15 protein-coding genes are annotated in these 15,665 nt (G+C 40.0%); 8 read left to right on the top strand and 7 right to left on the bottom strand.

The window, feature by feature from the left end; translation table 11 throughout:
* Positions 1-143: 143 nt before the first annotated feature.
* From H6G57_RS10605 to H6G57_RS10580, 6 genes are all read right to left on the bottom strand, one after another.
* Positions 144-761, bottom strand: coding sequence for a CP12 domain-containing protein (locus tag H6G57_RS10605; protein WP_190518390.1), 618 nt, complete (start codon positions 759-761; stop codon positions 144-146).
* 150 nt (positions 762-911) lie between these two features.
* On the bottom strand, positions 912-1,916 hold the full coding sequence (locus tag H6G57_RS10600; protein WP_199314187.1) for a pentapeptide repeat-containing protein: 1,005 nt from the start codon (positions 1,914-1,916) through the stop codon (positions 912-914).
* 18 nt (positions 1,917-1,934) lie between these two features.
* Entirely contained in the window at positions 1,935-2,762 is an 828-nt protein-coding gene (locus tag H6G57_RS10595; protein ID WP_190518460.1) for a pentapeptide repeat-containing protein, read from the bottom strand.
* 268 nt (positions 2,763-3,030) lie between these two features.
* A complete protein-coding gene (locus H6G57_RS10590; protein WP_190518384.1) occupies positions 3,031-3,534 on the bottom strand; it encodes a hypothetical protein in 504 nt (167 codons plus the stop codon).
* A 42-nt stretch (positions 3,535-3,576) separates the two neighbouring features.
* Entirely contained in the window at positions 3,577-4,218 is a 642-nt protein-coding gene (locus tag H6G57_RS10585) for a TIGR04282 family arsenosugar biosynthesis glycosyltransferase (RefSeq protein WP_190518382.1), read from the bottom strand.
* A gap of 43 nt (positions 4,219-4,261) precedes the next feature.
* On the bottom strand, positions 4,262-5,305 hold the full coding sequence (locus tag H6G57_RS10580) for an AI-2E family transporter (protein ID WP_190518380.1): 1,044 nt from the start codon (positions 5,303-5,305) through the stop codon (positions 4,262-4,264).
* 292 nt (positions 5,306-5,597) lie between these two features.
* On the opposite strand from H6G57_RS10580, the gene H6G57_RS10575 reads away from it, so the two are divergent.
* The 8 genes from H6G57_RS10575 (at position 5,598) to H6G57_RS10540 (ending at position 15,068) form a co-directional block, all read left to right on the top strand.
* Positions 5,598-7,433 (top strand): APC family permease, encoded by a 1,836-nt coding sequence (locus tag H6G57_RS10575; RefSeq protein WP_190518379.1) that lies wholly within the window; start codon positions 5,598-5,600, stop codon positions 7,431-7,433.
* 689 nt (positions 7,434-8,122) lie between these two features.
* Complete coding sequence (locus H6G57_RS10570) at positions 8,123-9,613, top strand: ammonium transporter (protein ID WP_190518377.1); 1,491 nt, start codon at positions 8,123-8,125, stop codon at positions 9,611-9,613.
* Between the two features lie 411 nt (positions 9,614-10,024).
* Positions 10,025-10,786: a GDSL-type esterase/lipase family protein gene (locus tag H6G57_RS10565; RefSeq protein WP_199314161.1), complete on the top strand. Its 762-nt coding sequence runs from the start codon at positions 10,025-10,027 to the stop codon at positions 10,784-10,786.
* Positions 10,787-10,790: 4 nt separating this feature from the next.
* On the top strand, positions 10,791-11,960 hold the full coding sequence (gene hpxO, locus H6G57_RS10560) for an FAD-dependent urate hydroxylase HpxO (protein ID WP_190518373.1): 1,170 nt from the start codon (positions 10,791-10,793) through the stop codon (positions 11,958-11,960).
* 153 nt (positions 11,961-12,113) lie between these two features.
* The gene (gene uraH, locus H6G57_RS10555) at positions 12,114-12,476 is read left to right on the top strand and encodes a hydroxyisourate hydrolase (protein WP_190518371.1); all 363 of its coding nucleotides are present in this window, start codon (positions 12,114-12,116) and stop codon (positions 12,474-12,476) included.
* Positions 12,477-12,478: 2 nt separating this feature from the next.
* Positions 12,479-12,997, top strand: coding sequence for a 2-oxo-4-hydroxy-4-carboxy-5-ureidoimidazoline decarboxylase (gene uraD / locus H6G57_RS10550; protein WP_199314160.1), 519 nt, complete (start codon positions 12,479-12,481; stop codon positions 12,995-12,997).
* A 53-nt stretch (positions 12,998-13,050) separates the two neighbouring features.
* A complete protein-coding gene (gene guaD / locus H6G57_RS10545) occupies positions 13,051-14,376 on the top strand; it encodes a guanine deaminase (RefSeq protein WP_190518364.1) in 1,326 nt (441 codons plus the stop codon).
* Positions 14,377-14,411: 35 nt separating this feature from the next.
* Positions 14,412-15,068, top strand: a complete 657-nt coding sequence (locus H6G57_RS10540; RefSeq protein ID WP_190518363.1) for an SH3 domain-containing protein — start codon at positions 14,412-14,414, stop codon at positions 15,066-15,068.
* 13 nt (positions 15,069-15,081) lie between these two features.
* On the opposite strand, the gene H6G57_RS10535 is transcribed toward H6G57_RS10540, so the two are convergent.
* The gene (locus H6G57_RS10535; protein WP_190518361.1) at positions 15,082-15,609 is read right to left on the bottom strand and encodes a Ycf51 family protein; all 528 of its coding nucleotides are present in this window, start codon (positions 15,607-15,609) and stop codon (positions 15,082-15,084) included.
* Positions 15,610-15,665: the final 56 nt, after the last annotated feature.

Below are 15,665 nucleotides of genomic sequence, written 5' to 3'. Positions count from 1 at the left end.
ACACTAACAATCAAATCCAACCTAAAATGATTAACCCAATAAAGCAGAATTCCCCCTCTATATTGATATGTTAGAGGGGGAAACTGTGACGGTCAAGAGAAATGAATGAGTTAAACCACAACCTGAACTGAAGTCCTCAAGGATTAGGTGTCATAAACCCGAGCTTCTGCCGCATCGGGATTTTCTTCACAATACAAATCAAAGGCTGTTTTTTCCAAACGTTCCGCTTTTTGGTGAGCCGCTTCGGCTTGCAGTTCTTCCACGATATCCCAGGCGGCGGCACATTCTTTCGAGGTAGCTCCTTTTTCTGAACAAGTGGCTCTAGCTTCTTCAATTGCTTGTTCAATGCGTTCTTCTAACAGAATGCCCTTGGGATTTTCGACAAAATCACCTTTGCTAATAATATCGGTGACAGAAATAATTCCCAGCAATTTATCGTGAATCACTGGAGCACGACGAATTCCCGTTTGAGCAAAGAGTCTCGCCACATATTCCACACCGAGGTCAGGATTAATCGCAATGCAGGGTTTGGTCATAATTTCACAAACCCGGACTTTTGTTGGGTCTTTCCCGTAGGCGGTGACTTTGTAAACAATGTCAGTCTCAGTAATAATCCCAAAGGCATCTTGTTCGTAACGTCGATCAACGATCAATGCCCGTAAGCACAGATCATTCATCTGCTTCACGGCTTCGGCAACCGTAGCGGAACCTTTGATCGTTACGACTTCTGTAGTCATAATATCTTTAGCTTTGAGCATCATAGTAGCTGATCCACAAAAAACTCTATACTTCTAGCTTGCCTCGAATTGGCAATAAAAAAAAGGATTGTTTTATTTTATTTAAAATGTTAGAATTGTTAGAATATAAAGATTTAAGACCCTTAAAAAAAATTAAAAGGGGTCAATGACTTTTTAAACGGCATGAAGAGTGCCATTGGGAAGTGTGGCCCCTGCTAGATTAACATTTCTTAAATTAACTCCTTGTAGGTTTGCCCCGCGTAAACTCGCCCCAGAAAGGTTTGCACCTTCTAAATTAGCTTCGGATAAATCGGCTTTCCAAAGATAAGCATTTCGCAGGTCAGCAGCGCGTAAATCCGCCTTTCTCAAGGTCGCTAAATTTAAGTTGCTTCTCAGCAGAGTGGCATAGGTTAAACTCGCCTGGGATAAATCAGCCCGCATTAACACCGCATCCGTCAAATTTGCCTGGAAAAGCTGGGCTTCAACTAAATTGGCATCTTGTAACTGAGCTTGTTGTAAATTCGCTTGTTTTAATTGCGCTTGGCTTAAGTTAGCAGCCATTAAATCAGACTCTTGTAAATTAATTCGCGTCATTACGGCTTGAGCAAAATTCACCCCACTTAAATCAAATCCTTGAAGATTAACCTCAATTAAATGGGCAGAACTCAAATTAATTCCTGTCATTTGGGTTTCTTGAAGAATCGCCCCACTTAATTTAGCTTGGCTCAAATTTGCCCAGTTTAAATTGGCTTTGGTTAAATTAGCGCCGCGTAAATTTACACCATAAAGATTAGCACCGCATAAATTGACACCCTGCAAATTAGCAGCCCGGAGATTAACTCCCCGCAAAATAGCACCACTAAGCTTAACGCCACTCATCTCCGACTTGACTAAAAACGCCCCTTCTAGGTTTGCTTTTGTCAAATCAGCATTTTTTAATTGCCCTTTTCCTAACTTAACAAAACTTAAATTACTACCATACAAAAAGGCATTAGTCAAGTTAATTTCATGGAGCAAAGCCCGTGTTAAATCAGCCCGGGCTAAAGATGCTCCAGCCAGATTAGCCCCCACTAAATTCACTTGATGCAGAGAAGCACCAATCAAGTTCGCATTCTGGAAATCTCGTTCTCCAGCTAAATAACGATATAACAGTTCTTGAGAATTGATAATGGACTGCATTGGCACAGAATTCACCGCCTACTTATTGGGTAAAATCGCACCTCTCATATCTGCATCTCTTAAATTCGCTCGATCTAATTTAGTATCAATCATAATCGCTTCAATCAGATTTACACCACTTAAATTTGACCAAGATAATTTTGTGCGGTAGAGTCTAGCTCGACTCATATTCGCCCCGCGTAAGGTTGTCCAAGTCACGTTAGCTCCTCGCAGGTTGGCTTCACTCAAGTTAGCTTCACTTAAATCCGCCCCAATCATTGTCACTCGTGTTAAATCCGCTTCATGAAAGTTAGCTCCAATCATCATTCCCCCACTCAGGGTTGCATTTGTTAAGTTGGCTCCTTCCAAGGTGGTTTCTCGCATAATCACGTTGGTTAGGTTAGCACTTTCTAAAATGGCTCCGGTGAGATTGGCTTTCATCAAATTTGTTCGGACTAACGTAGCATGGGTTAGATTGGCACCAACAAAATTGGCTTGGCTGAAATTGGCTTCGGTGAGGTTAGCTTCGGTGAGATTCGCTTGAGTTAAGGTAACATTTTTGGAAGAAGACCCCCGTAAACTCGCCCCGGTCAAGTTTGTTCGGTTAAACTTCGTATCACTCAAATAGCTGCCAATTAAGTTCGCATCACTCAAGTTCGTGTCGGTGAAGTCAACCCCCATAAACTTTGTTTCTCGAAAATTGACCCCTGTTAAATTGGCGCCAATAAAGGATGTATTTTCCAGGTTAGCCCGGGCAATAATGGCTTCACTGAGATCAATCCCACTTAAATCCACTCCAACTAGGCTAACGGCTCGAAACAACCGCTCTCCCTCTGTATAACGCTTTAATAATTCATTAACCTCCATATCATTCGCCTCACAAATAGTTCCGGTATAGGATGACACTATAGAAAAATCCTCTTTCCATCATCCCAGATTACTTAGGTTTATGCAGGAACAATCTATGGAAGTTAACGGTTGACAATAAACACTTGGCTATTACACCCGTCCCCCTGCTCCCCCTCATCCCCCCGTCCCCTCATCCCCCCGTCCCCTTGTCTCCTTGTCCCCTTGTCCCCTTGTCCCCCAGTAGGGATGTTTGAGGATTAGCAGAAATTTGAGCTTGAAAGAATGTTTATGGAGGCATATCGAGAAAAGTACGGATTTGATTAGCGATTTCAAGGGCTTGATTTTGAAGTAAACTATAATTACTAGAAATCTTGATAGTTTTACCAGCAGAAGGGATTTCTAAAACAACAATATAAATGGGTTCTTTTTGACTGATTAAAATTGAAGAATAGGTTTTGACTTGGAAAGAAGTCCTTTGCACCCTAATATTGAGATTATCAAGGGGATATTCTGCTTTTTTTGTTCCGAATAATCTTTTAGTTTTCAGGGTTAATTTGTTTTGATTTTTATCTAAATAAATAGTTTGATGAGAGGTAAAAAAAACGCCTAAAATTCCGACCAACAAACAAAAAATAATAAACAAACTGGGAAATACTTTTTCAGTAATAACGATAAATAATCCCAGAATTCCAAACATTAAAAATGGAGTACAAACCAATCTAATAAGCAAAACTCTTGTGCTGGAGTCTTTAAGAAGCAGTTGAGTTGAAGTCTGTTCTATTAGTTCCATAGATTTTTTGATTAAAAATTAAGGATTTTAACGGACTAAAGATTAAAAATCAACTCTTTTATTCTCTATTTCCTTTAAAGCAATAAATTCCATAGACTCTAAATCTTCAGGACGATCAATATCTGATAAAAGGGGTAATTCACTCACGGATAAATTCAGGGTTTGACAACACTTGATGGTTGTTTTAAAAACCTTTGAAGTTCCCCAAGGAATATCTTGAAAAAGTTCGGGGATATAATGGTTTAATCCAATTAAATAATATCCCCCATCTTTTGCTGGCCCTAGAACAACTGCATGATCTTCTAAAGCTTTAAATCCTTGAACTAAAATATCAACGGTTAAAAAGGGGCAATCTGTTCCCACCATAATAATATGGGTTTTTTCTTCATGAAATGCTGTTTCAAAAGCGTTTCTCATGCGATCGCCTAAATTCCCAAAACATTGAGCATCATAAATTAAATCCGATCCTAACCAATTCTGCATTACATCTAAATTTCCCCCGGTAAATCGAACTTCTATGGATAGGGGATCTAATGCTTGTAATTCTCGGACTGTAATCAGGGTTTTTTCGGTCATGTGACGATGCAAATTAGCGGCACCTTTTTCTCCTAAAATAGGAATTAATCGGCTTTTGGTTTTACCAGGTTCAGGATAGCGAGTGAAAATGATTAAATGTTTTTTCATGGTTAATTTTAATGAATAAAAAAGATAGAAAATTGGCAAATATCTAAAAAGCTTCAGAGGAGGGGGTTTGTAGTATTCCGATTAAGGATTTGAAAAAACTGGCTAGGGGAACAGCAACAATTAATCCGAGAAAACCTGCCACTCTAGCACCAATTAAAAGGGAAATTAAAATCAAAACGGGGTTTAATCCGGTAAATGTTCCTAGGAGGCGTGGGGCAATTCCATTTTCTACAATTTGATCAACAATAATCGCTGTAATTAACACTTTTACTCCCAACCAAATACTATTTAAAGCCACTAAAAAGCAAACCAAAATAATCCCTAAACTTCCTCCAAAGGGAAAGAAAGCCATCACCCCAATAACCATTCCAAATAACAATCCAAAGGGAACCTTAATAATGAAGAATGCTAAGGTCATGAATCCTCCTAATAGTCCAGCAACGGAGGCTTGACCGATAAAATAATTCTTAAAATTTTTTCTTAAGGTACGACGAACCGGAACCCGAATTTTAGTGGGAAATAGTTGATAGAAATCATCCCAAAGTGACTCTCCATGTAATAACAGATAAAAGGTCATAGCTGCAATGATCACAACATCTAATACTCGACCAAAAACGGTTAAAACTCCTCCAATTACATCTCCTCCTAAGGTTTGAACTTGACTGGATAAGCGTTCCAAAAGTTGAACGGTTACTCCTCCAACATTAACGGGGATATTCCGACTAATTGCCCAAGCTTCAAAGGTTTTAATTTGTTGGTTTCCTGACTCAATCCAACTGGGAAGACGTTCGATTAAGGTATTAAACTGTTGAATAATAATCGGAAACAAGGTGATTCCTAAAACTCCCAAAATCATCAAGGTAATCAATAATACGGCTAAAATGGCTGTTGTTCGTTGCAGGCCATATCGTTGCAGTTTTTGGACTGGATAATCTAAGAGAAAAGATAATAAAATTGCCGTTACAAAAATATGAATGATAGACTTAAAGTATTCTAACGTGAGCAATAAGACCCAACCATTTAAAACCAAGGTTGGAATCACTAAGGCAATCAATAATAATTTCAGCCAGTCAGGTTTAGGATTCATGAAATGCTCAAATCAATTCAATCAATTTAGGATTGAGGGCCAATCATTGTCTTCGACTGTCCAAGTTATTAAGAAATTATATAGCTTTAATTCAATTTTGATGTTTTAATCTTCGTTAAATTTTTCTGATCCTCAGTCTAACCTCTATCGATGATTCTGGTCGATTAAAGCTCAGTCCATTGGCAGAATTGTTAAGCAGATGACTTGAACCTTAGAAATAGATTTCCTATCCTGTAGAATACCTTAATCATTAGGTTTTAGATTGAACCTAAGTTTACCGTTTTAAGGATCTATGTTCACCCTATCTCAAATTAATCGTTTTCTACTGGGTAAACCGTTACCCACCAGTGCCTATAGTCATGAACGCCTGACCAATTTTGCAGCCTTAGCCATTTTAGCGTCCGATGCGTTATCCTCTGTGGCCTATGCAACGGAGGAAATTTTATTGGTTTTAGTCGCTGCGGGAAGTCGTTCTTTAGGACTATCTTTACCTATTGCGGGGGGTATTATTTTACTGTTATTTGTAATTACCTTATCCTATCGTCAAACGATTCGTGCTTATCCGCAAGGAGGAAGTGCCTATTTAGTAGCGAAAGAAAACCTAGGACTTCATGCTGGGTTAGTCGCCGCCGCTTCATTATTAATTGATTATATTCTGACGGTTACAGTTAGTATTTCGGCCGGAATTGCCGCCCTAACTTCTGCTATTCCTGCTCTTGATGGCTACACTATTGAACTGTGTTTAATTGCGGTGGTGTTGTTAATGGTTGCGAATTTGCGCGGTGTTAAGGAAGCGGGACGGATTTTTATGATCCCAACCTATAGTTTTATTGTCAGTGTGTTTGTGTTAATGGGTTTAGGTTTTTATAAATACTCAACAGGTCAGGTAATAGCAACGGTTCCCGTACTTCCTGTTAGTCAACCCTTAAGTTTATTCTTAATTTTACGCGCCTTTGCAGCCGGATGTACCGCTTTAACGGGGGTTGAAGCAATTTCTGATGGCGTGTTAGTTTTTAAACCGCCGGAATGGAAAAATGCTCGCACAACATTATTGTGGATGGGGGGAATTTTAGGGTTAATGTTTATTGGGATTACTTATTTAACCCAAGCTTATCATATTATTCCCGAAGAAGGACAAACAACGGTTTCTTTACTCGCACGCGAAATTTTTGGCAATGGTTTTTTCTATTATTTTCTACAATTAGCCACTTTATTTATTTTGTTATTAGCGGCTAATACCAGTTATGCCGATTTCCCGCGATTATCTTATTTAGTTTCACGAGATGGATTTTTACCGCGTCAATTATCCTTATTAGGAGATCGTCTAGTTTATGCTAATGGAATTCGGTTATTAAGTTTGTGTGCTGCGGTTCTAATTATTATTTTTAAAGGTCAAGTTAATGCCTTAATTCCCCTGTATGCGGTGGGTGTTTTTACCTCTTTTACCTTGTCACAATCAGGAATGGTAGTTCATTGGTTTAAAAGTAAATCATCCCGATGGCAACAAAGCGCCGTCATGAATGGTGTGGGAGCCTTAACAACGGCGATAGTTTTAGGGGTCATTATTGCCACTAAATTTTTATTGGGAGCTTGGTTAGTTGTTTTGGCAATTCCTTTATTAGTAATCCTCTTTTTAAAGATTCATAATCATTATGAAAATCTTGCCAAACATTTTCGAGATGAGGAACTTTCACCTTATCGCTGTCCTTTACCTGCCCCAGATACCACGATTAAACATTCTGCCATTGTTTTAGTCGGATATCCTAATCGAGGAACCTTAGAAGCCTTAGATTATGCTCGTTTAGTCGCTCAAGAAATTGTAGCCATTCATGTTGATATTGGCACAACAAATCAAGCTGCTTTGCGACGACGATGGGAAGAGTTAGAAATTCATGTTCCCCTCGTTATTTTAGATTCTCCTTATCGTTCAGTTGTACAACCGATTCTAAAATTTGTGAGTGAATTTGAAGCTGAACGTCCTCACGGTTTTTCAACGGTGATTATTCCCTCAATTGTTACTCGTTATTGGTGGGAAGAACTGTTACACAATCAAACGGCTTTATTTATTCGTCAAGCCTTGCGAAGTAATCAATGTCGGATTGTAACTACGGTGAGATACTATGTTTAAAAAGAATACTACAAAAGGGAACAGGGAACAGGGAACAGGGAACAGACAGGAAAATAGGGAATAGGAAAAAGTCATTAACCACCCGCTCAATTATTTTTAGCAAATATTAAAGGATAGAATATTATTTTTCAATCAAACCTTATCCTTTCAAGTCAGATTGCTCTTGACTTTCGAGATGCTTTTACTCTGAAGTAATATAGAACCCTTAAATGTTTGCTATAAATCATTAATTGGGTGTCTAATCACTTGTTCTTATCCCCTGTTCCCTCTTCCCTATTCTCTTTTCCCCCTGTTCGGTGTTCCCCGTTCCCTGACTCGCCAACCCCTTCCATAAGCGGAAAGGGGATCAAAAACAGTATTGTTGAATACAGAAAATCTGTTAAAAATCTATCAAAAATTGTTAACACTTTAGTTAACAATCAGCCACCTACTAGCAATCCTTTGAAGGTGCTGAACTAGCCGTAACCTCTGGTTGATGCCATTGAGGATGACGTCAGCCTTTCATCAACTAGCACAAACTGAGAGTTAAGCACGGGGCTTTTCTCGAAGGGTGATGAACACTATCACTTGCGTATAACCTTGAACTCAAAAAACAAAACCCGTGATTGATTCTGTAACTGATTTAGCATCACTCCCTAGAATTGTGGAATTTATTTCCTCTACTGATATCAATTCATAAATCCAACACGATGTTTATTCCCAAAACACCTCAATATCCAGGAAAACGGCGACAGCAAAGGACGAGTCGTTTCACCGCTAAAATCAATGCTCTAATCCTGAAATTACAGCATTCTCGATGGCCGTCTCCCAGTTGGTTAGCCTGTATCCCGTTAACGGCGATTATCTTTGGGGTATGGGGTTTTGCCGCCGTTGCTCAAGAAGATGCTCCCCCCCTCACCCCAGAAATTGTTCAGGGTTATTTAAACATTGCGTGGGTTTTAGTCGCTTCCATTTTGGTGATTTTTATGAACGCGGGTTTCTGTATGTTAGAAACCGGCTTCTGTCGCCAGAAAAATGCGGTTAACGTTTTAGCGAAAAACTTAATTGTCTTCGCCTTAGCGACCCTGATTTTCTGGGCTTTTGGATTTTCCTTTATGTTTGGAGGAGAAAACCCCTTCATTGGTGGAGGCGGTTATTTCCTCACCGGACAGTCAGAAACCTACGGTTTAAGTCCCTTTCCCGCAGGATTACCCGTTTCGTTATATTTCCTGTTCCAAGTTGCCTTCGCTGGAACAGCTGCAACGATTGTATCGGGGGCTGTGGCTGAACGCATTGAATTTATTGCCTTTTTACTTTTTAGTTTGCTATTGGTTGGGATTGCTTACCCGATTACAGGTCATTGGGTTTGGGATAGTGCGGGATGGTTAGCCCAAGCCGGATTTAAAGATTTTGCAGGTTCAACAGCCGTTCACTCCGTTGGGGGTTGGGCGGCCTTAATGGGGGCTGCGTTCCTTGGCCCCCGTTTAGGGAGATATGGGGCTGATGGACAATCTCGCGCCATTCCCGGTCATAACATGAGTATTGCCACCCTGGGCTGTTTAATTCTGTGGATAGGCTGGTTTGGATTTAACCCCGGTTCCACTTTAGCCGCCAACGAACAAATCCCCTATATTGCTGTTACAACTAACTTAGCCGCAGCGGCGGGCGGGGTTACTGCAACGGCTACATCCTGGTTTAAGGATGGTAAACCGGATTTATCCATGATTATTAACGGGATTTTAGCGGGTTTAGTGGCGATTACCGCAAGCTGTGATTCTGTTAGCTATTTGAGCGCTGTGATTATTGGTGGCTTGGCTGGGGTAATTGTTGTCTACTCTGTGGGTTTCTTTGACCGCATCAAAATTGATGACCCCGTTGGTGCAACGTCTGTTCACTTAGTTTGTGGCGTTTTTGGAACCTTAATGGCTGGAGTTTTTGGCGGTGCTAATTTAATAGTACAAATTCTCGGTATTCTCTCCATTGGCGGGTTTACCGTTGTTCTGAGTACGATTTTCTGGTTAGCCCTCAAAGCCACCGTTGGGTTACGGGTTCATCCTGAACAAGAATTTGAAGGCTTGGATATCGCCGAACACGGTATGGAAGCCTACGCAGGATTCCTCAAAGATGACGTTGGCCCCGGTCTAGGCAGTTCGGGTTCTAGTTTTCCCGGTAAAGGGAGTAGCGTTAGTAGTCGTTATTAATTAGAGTGCGGAGTGCGGAGTTAGTAGTGGGGAGTGCGGAGTGCGGAGTGCGGAGTGCGGAGTGCGGAGTGCGTCAAGAGTGCGGAGTGCGGAGTGCGGAACCTAATTATTTCCCCCTCGTCTCCCCCTCCCTCTTCTCCCTCTCCCGTCCCCTTGTCTCCCCGTCCCCTTGTCTCCCCCTCCCCCCATCTCCCCCTCCCCCCATCTCCCCCTCCTCCCCAAGCCGGGGTATTTTTTTTGCCCATTTCAGGGAAAGGGATGTTAAATGTTAAATGGACGGATTAGGTTGAGTCAGTCTTGTTTAAGCAGTATTGGAATCCAGTGTTCATTCGCTCAAAAACGATTCCCCATTGGGCTTGGATATCTTTAATCAGCAATGGGTTACTCTTATTTATCATTCTGGGATTGATAATGCAGAGGCAATCTGTTTCAGGTGCAACGACATCATCGTTAACGGATGCTCTTGGGGCCACTCAGTTACAATCAACATCGGACTCGGCTTTAATCAATTCGGTCGGTGTCCCTCGTCATCGCTGGACATATGAACAGTGGGTTGAACAGTTAAAGCGGGAAGCGAATGCTGTTGCGGAGCGCTCACCGGAACATTTACGGATTTTGGCGGGAGATTCCTTAAGTTTGTGGTTTCCGTCTGAACTTTTACCCCCAGAACAAACTTGGTTAAATCAAGGGATTTCTGGGGAAACTTCCGCCGGATTATTAAAGCGAATTAAGTTGTTTGATATTACTCAACCAGACATTATTTTTGTCATGATTGGGATTAATGATTTAATTCGCGGGGTAGACGATACGACACTCTTAAATAATTATCGGGAAATTATTCGAGATTTACGTTGGGTACATCCTGATACTCAAATTGTTGTCCAATCTATTCTTCCCCATAGTGGTAAACAGTCTAGTTGGGAAGGGCGTGACCGTTTATTAAAAATTTCCAATGCACGGATTCGGAATCTCAATCAATCGTTAAAATTAATAGCGGAGGAAGAAGGTGCTTATTATTTTAATTTACATTTTTTATTTACCGATGCCGACGGCAATTTACGACCGGAGTTAAGCACGGATGGTTTGCATTTAAGTCAACAAGGTTATTTAGTTTGGAGTTCGGCTTTAAAACTCTATACTCAAATTGCCTTAGAGCCATCTTCTAACCCTTAATATTATGAATCATCTTAAAGTTATTATTATTGGTGCAGGAATTGGCGGATTAACCGCAGGTTTAACCCTGCGAAGGGCAGGATATGCCATTGAAATTTATGAAAAAACAAACGAAATTCGTCCCGCCGGTGCTGGAATTTCAGTTTGGTCAAATGGGGTTAAAGTTCTCAATAGTTTAGGGTTGGGTGATGAAGTTGCTAAAATTGGGGGACTGATGGATGTGATGGAATATCGCAGTCATCGCCATGAATTATTGAATCGAATTTCTCTACATCCGGTGATAGAAACGGTCGGACAAAGACCTTATCCGGTTTCGCGGACGGAATTACAATCTTTACTCTTAAAAGCGTTTAATAACGATACGGAAACGGTTAAACTCAACGCTCAATGTATTGGAATTGAACAAGATGAACATCGAGTCACCGCCTATTTTGCTGATGGATATCAAACCAGTGGCGATGTGTTAATTGCGGCGGATGGAATTCATTCTAAGTTACGCGATTATGTTGTTGGTCATTCGGTGGAATTGCGGTATGCTGATTATGTTAATTGGAATGGTTTAATCGAAATTCAGGAAGATTTAGGCGATAAAAATACCTGGGTCATTTATGTCGGAGAGGGTAAACGTGCCTCGATGATGCCCATAGGAAATAATCGATTTTATTATTTTTTTGGTTGTCCGATGGCCAAAGGAACTTGGGTTGAACCTGAGTATCGTCAACAGGAATTAAAGCAGATTTTTGTAGGATGGCCGTTTCCCGTTCAACGTTTAATTGAACGTCTAAATCCTTATGAGTCAAACCGTTTAGAAATTCATGATTTAGACCCCTTAGAAACCTTTGTTCGAGGTCGAGTTGCATTGTTAGGAGATGCGGCTCATGCTACGACTCCAACTTTAGGACAGGGGGGGTGTCAAGCGATGGAAGATGCTGAAATATTATCTCGATTTTTATTAACGACTAATTTAGGCGTAGAATATGCCTTAAAACGATATGAAGCAGAGCGCAAAGAACGCACATCAACCCTGGTTCTCAAAGCTCGAAAACGTGCAGATATGATTTATGGTAAAGACCCAGAGTTAACCCAAAAATGGTATGAACAATTGAAACAAGAAACGGAACGTGATGTTACAGATGCTTTATGTAAAACGATTCTAGGGGGGCCATTTCAGTAAACGATTAGAAACCGGGTTTCTGCAATAATTTTGTTTAAAAGTCAGACCTCTCAGTAAGAAACCGGGTTTCTGCAATAATTTTGTTTAAAAGTTAGAGTTTTGAATTAGAAACCCGGTTTCTGAAACTTATTTTAACCTTTCAATTCTTATCCTATGGTTGCTAAACTCACAACTCATGTATTAGATACGGCTAATGGTCGTCCTGCTGCTAATTTAAGGATTGAATTATGGCAAATTCATGTAGAAACAGGAGAACGAATTCAGTTAAAAACAGTAGTCACCAATTCCGATGGGAGAACCGACAATCCTTTATTAACAGAAACAGAATTCAAAGTAGGAATCTATGAATTAGTCTTTGCGGTGGGAGACTATTTTAAAACCCAATATCAATCTCTTCCTCAACCGTTATTTTTAGATCAAATTCCGATTCGATTTGGCATTGCTGACCCCACCGTCGCTTATCATGTTCCGTTATTAGTTTCACCTTGGTCTTATAGCACCTATCGAGGCAGTTAGACATGACAAATAGCTATTCCTTATCCGCATTAAATCAAATGACTCAAGGGCAATTTATCACAACATTAGGAGCTATTTTTGAAGCATCTCCTTGGGTTGCTGAACAAGCTTGGTTAAAACGACCTTTTGAAGATATTCAATCATTATATCAAACCATGGTTGATATTGTTAAAAATAGTGATTCACAACAACAACTCGCGTTAATTTGCGCTCATCCTGACTTAGGAAGTAAAGCAAAAATGGCAGAAGCCTCGGTTAAGGAACAAGCAGGAGTTGGGTTAAATTGTTTAACACCTTCTGAATATCAACAATTTCATCAATTAAATAAAACTTATAAAAACAAATTCAGTTTTCCGTTTATTATTGCCGTTAAAAATCATACAAAAGCCAGTATTTTATCAGCTTTTGAACAACGGCTTAATCATTCTATTGAGGAAGAAAAACTAACCGCCTTAGAAGAAATTTATAAAATTGCTCAATTTCGTCTTTATGAAAAATTGGCTCAAACTCCATCCCCGTAGGGTGCGTAAGCCCAGCGCACGCACCACCTCACAACTCCTAATAACTCTCAATTATGACCAACTTAAAACTATTCCGCTCATCATTTTTAGACTTTATTGCTGATCCCTTTTATGAATCAGAAGAGAACAGCGTTCGTTATATTCCCGATGGATTATTAGTGGTAGAAGCAGGCATTATTAAAGATTTTGACTATTATAACACTTTAAAAGACAAATATCAAGGATTTCCCCTGACCCATCATCCCGATTTATTAATCATGCCGGGGTTCATTGATACCCATATTCATTTTCCCCAAACCGAAATGATTGCCTCCTATGGAAAACAACTGTTAGACTGGTTAAATCAATATACGTTTCCCACAGAACGGAAATTTAGTAGTCGAGAATATGCTCAAAAAATTGCAGCATTTTTCCTTGATGAACTCCTCAAAAATGGAACCACAACCGCCTTAGTTTTTGCCACAGTTTTTCCCCAGTCCGTTGAGGCTTTTTTTGAAGAAGCTTATCAGCGAAATTTACGGATGATTTCGGGTAAAGTGATGATGGATCGTCATGCACCGGATTATTTAAAAGATACCCCAGAAACCTCTTATCAAGAAACGAAACAATTAATTCAAACATGGCATAAAAAAGGACGTTTACTATATGCTATTACCCCTCGATTTGCGATTACATCCAGTCCTGAACAGTTAAAGTTAGCAGCAAAATTATTAACAGAATTTCCTGATGTTTATTTACAAACCCATCTTTCCGAAAATCTTAAAGAAATTGAATTTGTGGCTGAATTATTTCCCGAAGCTCAACACTATTTAGGTGTTTATGATCAAGCAGGTTTAGTGGGAGACCGTTCAATTTTTGCCCATAGTATTCATTTAAGCGATGATGAATTTAAACGGTTATCCCAAGCAAAATCGGCGATCGCATTTTGTCCAACCTCTAATTTATTCTTAGGAAGCGGACTGTTTAAACTCCATCAAGCTAAATCTAAAATTCATCCTATTAACGTGGGTTTAGGAAGCGATATTGGTGCGGGAACCAGTTTTTCCCTGCTGCAAACTGCTAAGGTCGCTTATAAAGTTGCACAATTACAAAGCCAAACCTTATCCGCCTTTCAAGCCTTATTTTTAGCGACATTAGGCGGATCAAAAGCATTAAAACTAGATCATAAAATTGGTAACTTTGAAATTGGAAAAGAAGCAGATTTTATTGTTATAAACTGTAATGCAACCCCGTTAATGAGGTTAAAAAATCAACAAATTTTATCTAATCAAACCCGATTAGAAATAGCCGAAAAAGTCTTTACACTGATTATATTAGGAGATGATCGAGCCATTCAAGCCACCTATATTATGGGAGAGATGGCATATACCAAAAAATAGGATAGAATAAATTAAATTAGCTGGCAAAGGGTGATATGAATTCGACTGCTATTGTTAACACTCCGGGTGATACCCTCAATGTTCGTTCGACTCCTAATGGTGAAATTGTTGAGGTTTTACAAAATGGAACCCCGGTTACAATTAGCGGGGAGTCTGTGAATATCGAAGGTGAAATCTGGACACCCATCGGGACAAATCGTTGGGTTGCTGCGGCATTTTTAACGATTATTAATCCTGATATTTTAAACCTTCCAGGCTCTAAAATTGTGGCGACACAAACTCAGGAACAAATTGGAGGCGGTTTACAAGTTTATCAAACCCAATTAATCGATAATACGGGTAAAATTATTAATACCGTCCGTTGTGTTTCTGGACGCATTGGTCTACAAATTCCCTCCGATGAACCCGGTTCTCAAACGCCTTTACCCTTTGGGATTTATACCTTTGATGCTCCGGGTGTTGTAGAAGAGGCACCCGGAGAATTTGGGGGGGTTTGGTCAGGAATTACACCCACTTTTTCTACCCAACGATTAGGGTTAGGGGTGCATTATGATCCTTCGGCTTTTTCCTATGTTTCTCAAACGGGAACATCAGGATGTTTAGCCACTCCAACTATCGAAGAACGAGAGATAATGACAACATTTATTCTGCAATATCAACCGACCCATTTAATCGTTCAAAAGGCGGATTAAACTTCAACAGAATTTAAGAGTTAAACTGTTGTAAACGACCCAGATTTTTACTAAAAATCTGAATGTCTAGGTTATCATTTTCTCGTTCAATTACAGAACGTTTCACCTGACCTAAATAGACGGGTTGAGACACATCTTCATTCGGGTGAACCAGAGTGCGGGCACGAATTAACAACGCTTCTTGGAATTGTCCACCTCGTCCCGGAGAATATAAATCCGCCGCCGCTTGACGTAATGTGGCGTTTAATTGAGTTTCGGTAATATTAGGAGGAACGGCAATTACAATTTGTCTACCGCCATCATCAAAAACCCGGCTATAACGGACTGCCCCCGGAATTTCAACATGATAAAATAGACCTAAACTTAAGCCAAAAACTCCGACGGTTAAAACCCCTGTAAAGGCCGTGATTCCAACTAATCTAAACCGAATTCCCCATTTAAAAATAAAAGCTAAAGCCGTAATTGCGGCAAAAGCTAAAGTCGCAATTCCAACCCACTTAGAAAGCTCTAGCCAATCTGTTGTTGATAACGGGAAGTTCATGATGGTGATTCAAGAAAAAACGTCTAAACTTCTAGCTTAATCTTAAACGGGTTCAT

It is taken from the genome of Planktothrix sp. FACHB-1365 (genome assembly GCF_014697575.1).
Lineage (GTDB): Bacteria > Cyanobacteriota > Cyanobacteriia > Cyanobacteriales > Microcoleaceae > Planktothrix.
Note: the sequence above shows the minus strand (reverse complement) of the source record. Positions and strands in the feature narration are given on the sequence as shown.

Excerpts from the sequence above, each read along its gene's own strand:
- H6G57_RS10605 (WP_190518390.1), bottom strand. The coding sequence starts at position 761 with ATGATGCTCAAAGCTAAAGATATTATGACTACAGAAGTCGTAACGATC.
- H6G57_RS10600 (WP_199314187.1), bottom strand. The coding sequence starts at position 1,916 with ATGCAGTCCATTATCAATTCTCAAGAACTGTTATATCGTTATTTAGCT.
- H6G57_RS10595 (WP_190518460.1), bottom strand. The coding sequence starts at position 2,762 with ATGGAGGTTAATGAATTATTAAAGCGTTATACAGAGGGAGAGCGGTTG.
- H6G57_RS10590 (WP_190518384.1), bottom strand. The coding sequence starts at position 3,534 with ATGGAACTAATAGAACAGACTTCAACTCAACTGCTTCTTAAAGACTCC.
- H6G57_RS10585 (WP_190518382.1), bottom strand. The coding sequence starts at position 4,218 with ATGAAAAAACATTTAATCATTTTCACTCGCTATCCTGAACCTGGTAAA.
- H6G57_RS10580 (WP_190518380.1), bottom strand. The coding sequence starts at position 5,305 with ATGAATCCTAAACCTGACTGGCTGAAATTATTATTGATTGCCTTAGTG.
- H6G57_RS10575 (WP_190518379.1), top strand. The coding sequence starts at position 5,598 with ATGTTCACCCTATCTCAAATTAATCGTTTTCTACTGGGTAAACCGTTA.
- H6G57_RS10570 (WP_190518377.1), top strand. The coding sequence starts at position 8,123 with ATGTTTATTCCCAAAACACCTCAATATCCAGGAAAACGGCGACAGCAA.
- H6G57_RS10565 (WP_199314161.1), top strand. The coding sequence starts at position 10,025 with ATGCAGAGGCAATCTGTTTCAGGTGCAACGACATCATCGTTAACGGAT.
- hpxO (WP_190518373.1), top strand. The coding sequence starts at position 10,791 with ATGAATCATCTTAAAGTTATTATTATTGGTGCAGGAATTGGCGGATTA.
- uraH (WP_190518371.1), top strand. The coding sequence starts at position 12,114 with ATGGTTGCTAAACTCACAACTCATGTATTAGATACGGCTAATGGTCGT.
- uraD (WP_199314160.1), top strand. The coding sequence starts at position 12,479 with ATGACAAATAGCTATTCCTTATCCGCATTAAATCAAATGACTCAAGGG.
- guaD (WP_190518364.1), top strand. The coding sequence starts at position 13,051 with ATGACCAACTTAAAACTATTCCGCTCATCATTTTTAGACTTTATTGCT.
- H6G57_RS10540 (WP_190518363.1), top strand. The coding sequence starts at position 14,412 with ATGAATTCGACTGCTATTGTTAACACTCCGGGTGATACCCTCAATGTT.
- H6G57_RS10535 (WP_190518361.1), bottom strand. The coding sequence starts at position 15,609 with ATGAACTTCCCGTTATCAACAACAGATTGGCTAGAGCTTTCTAAGTGG.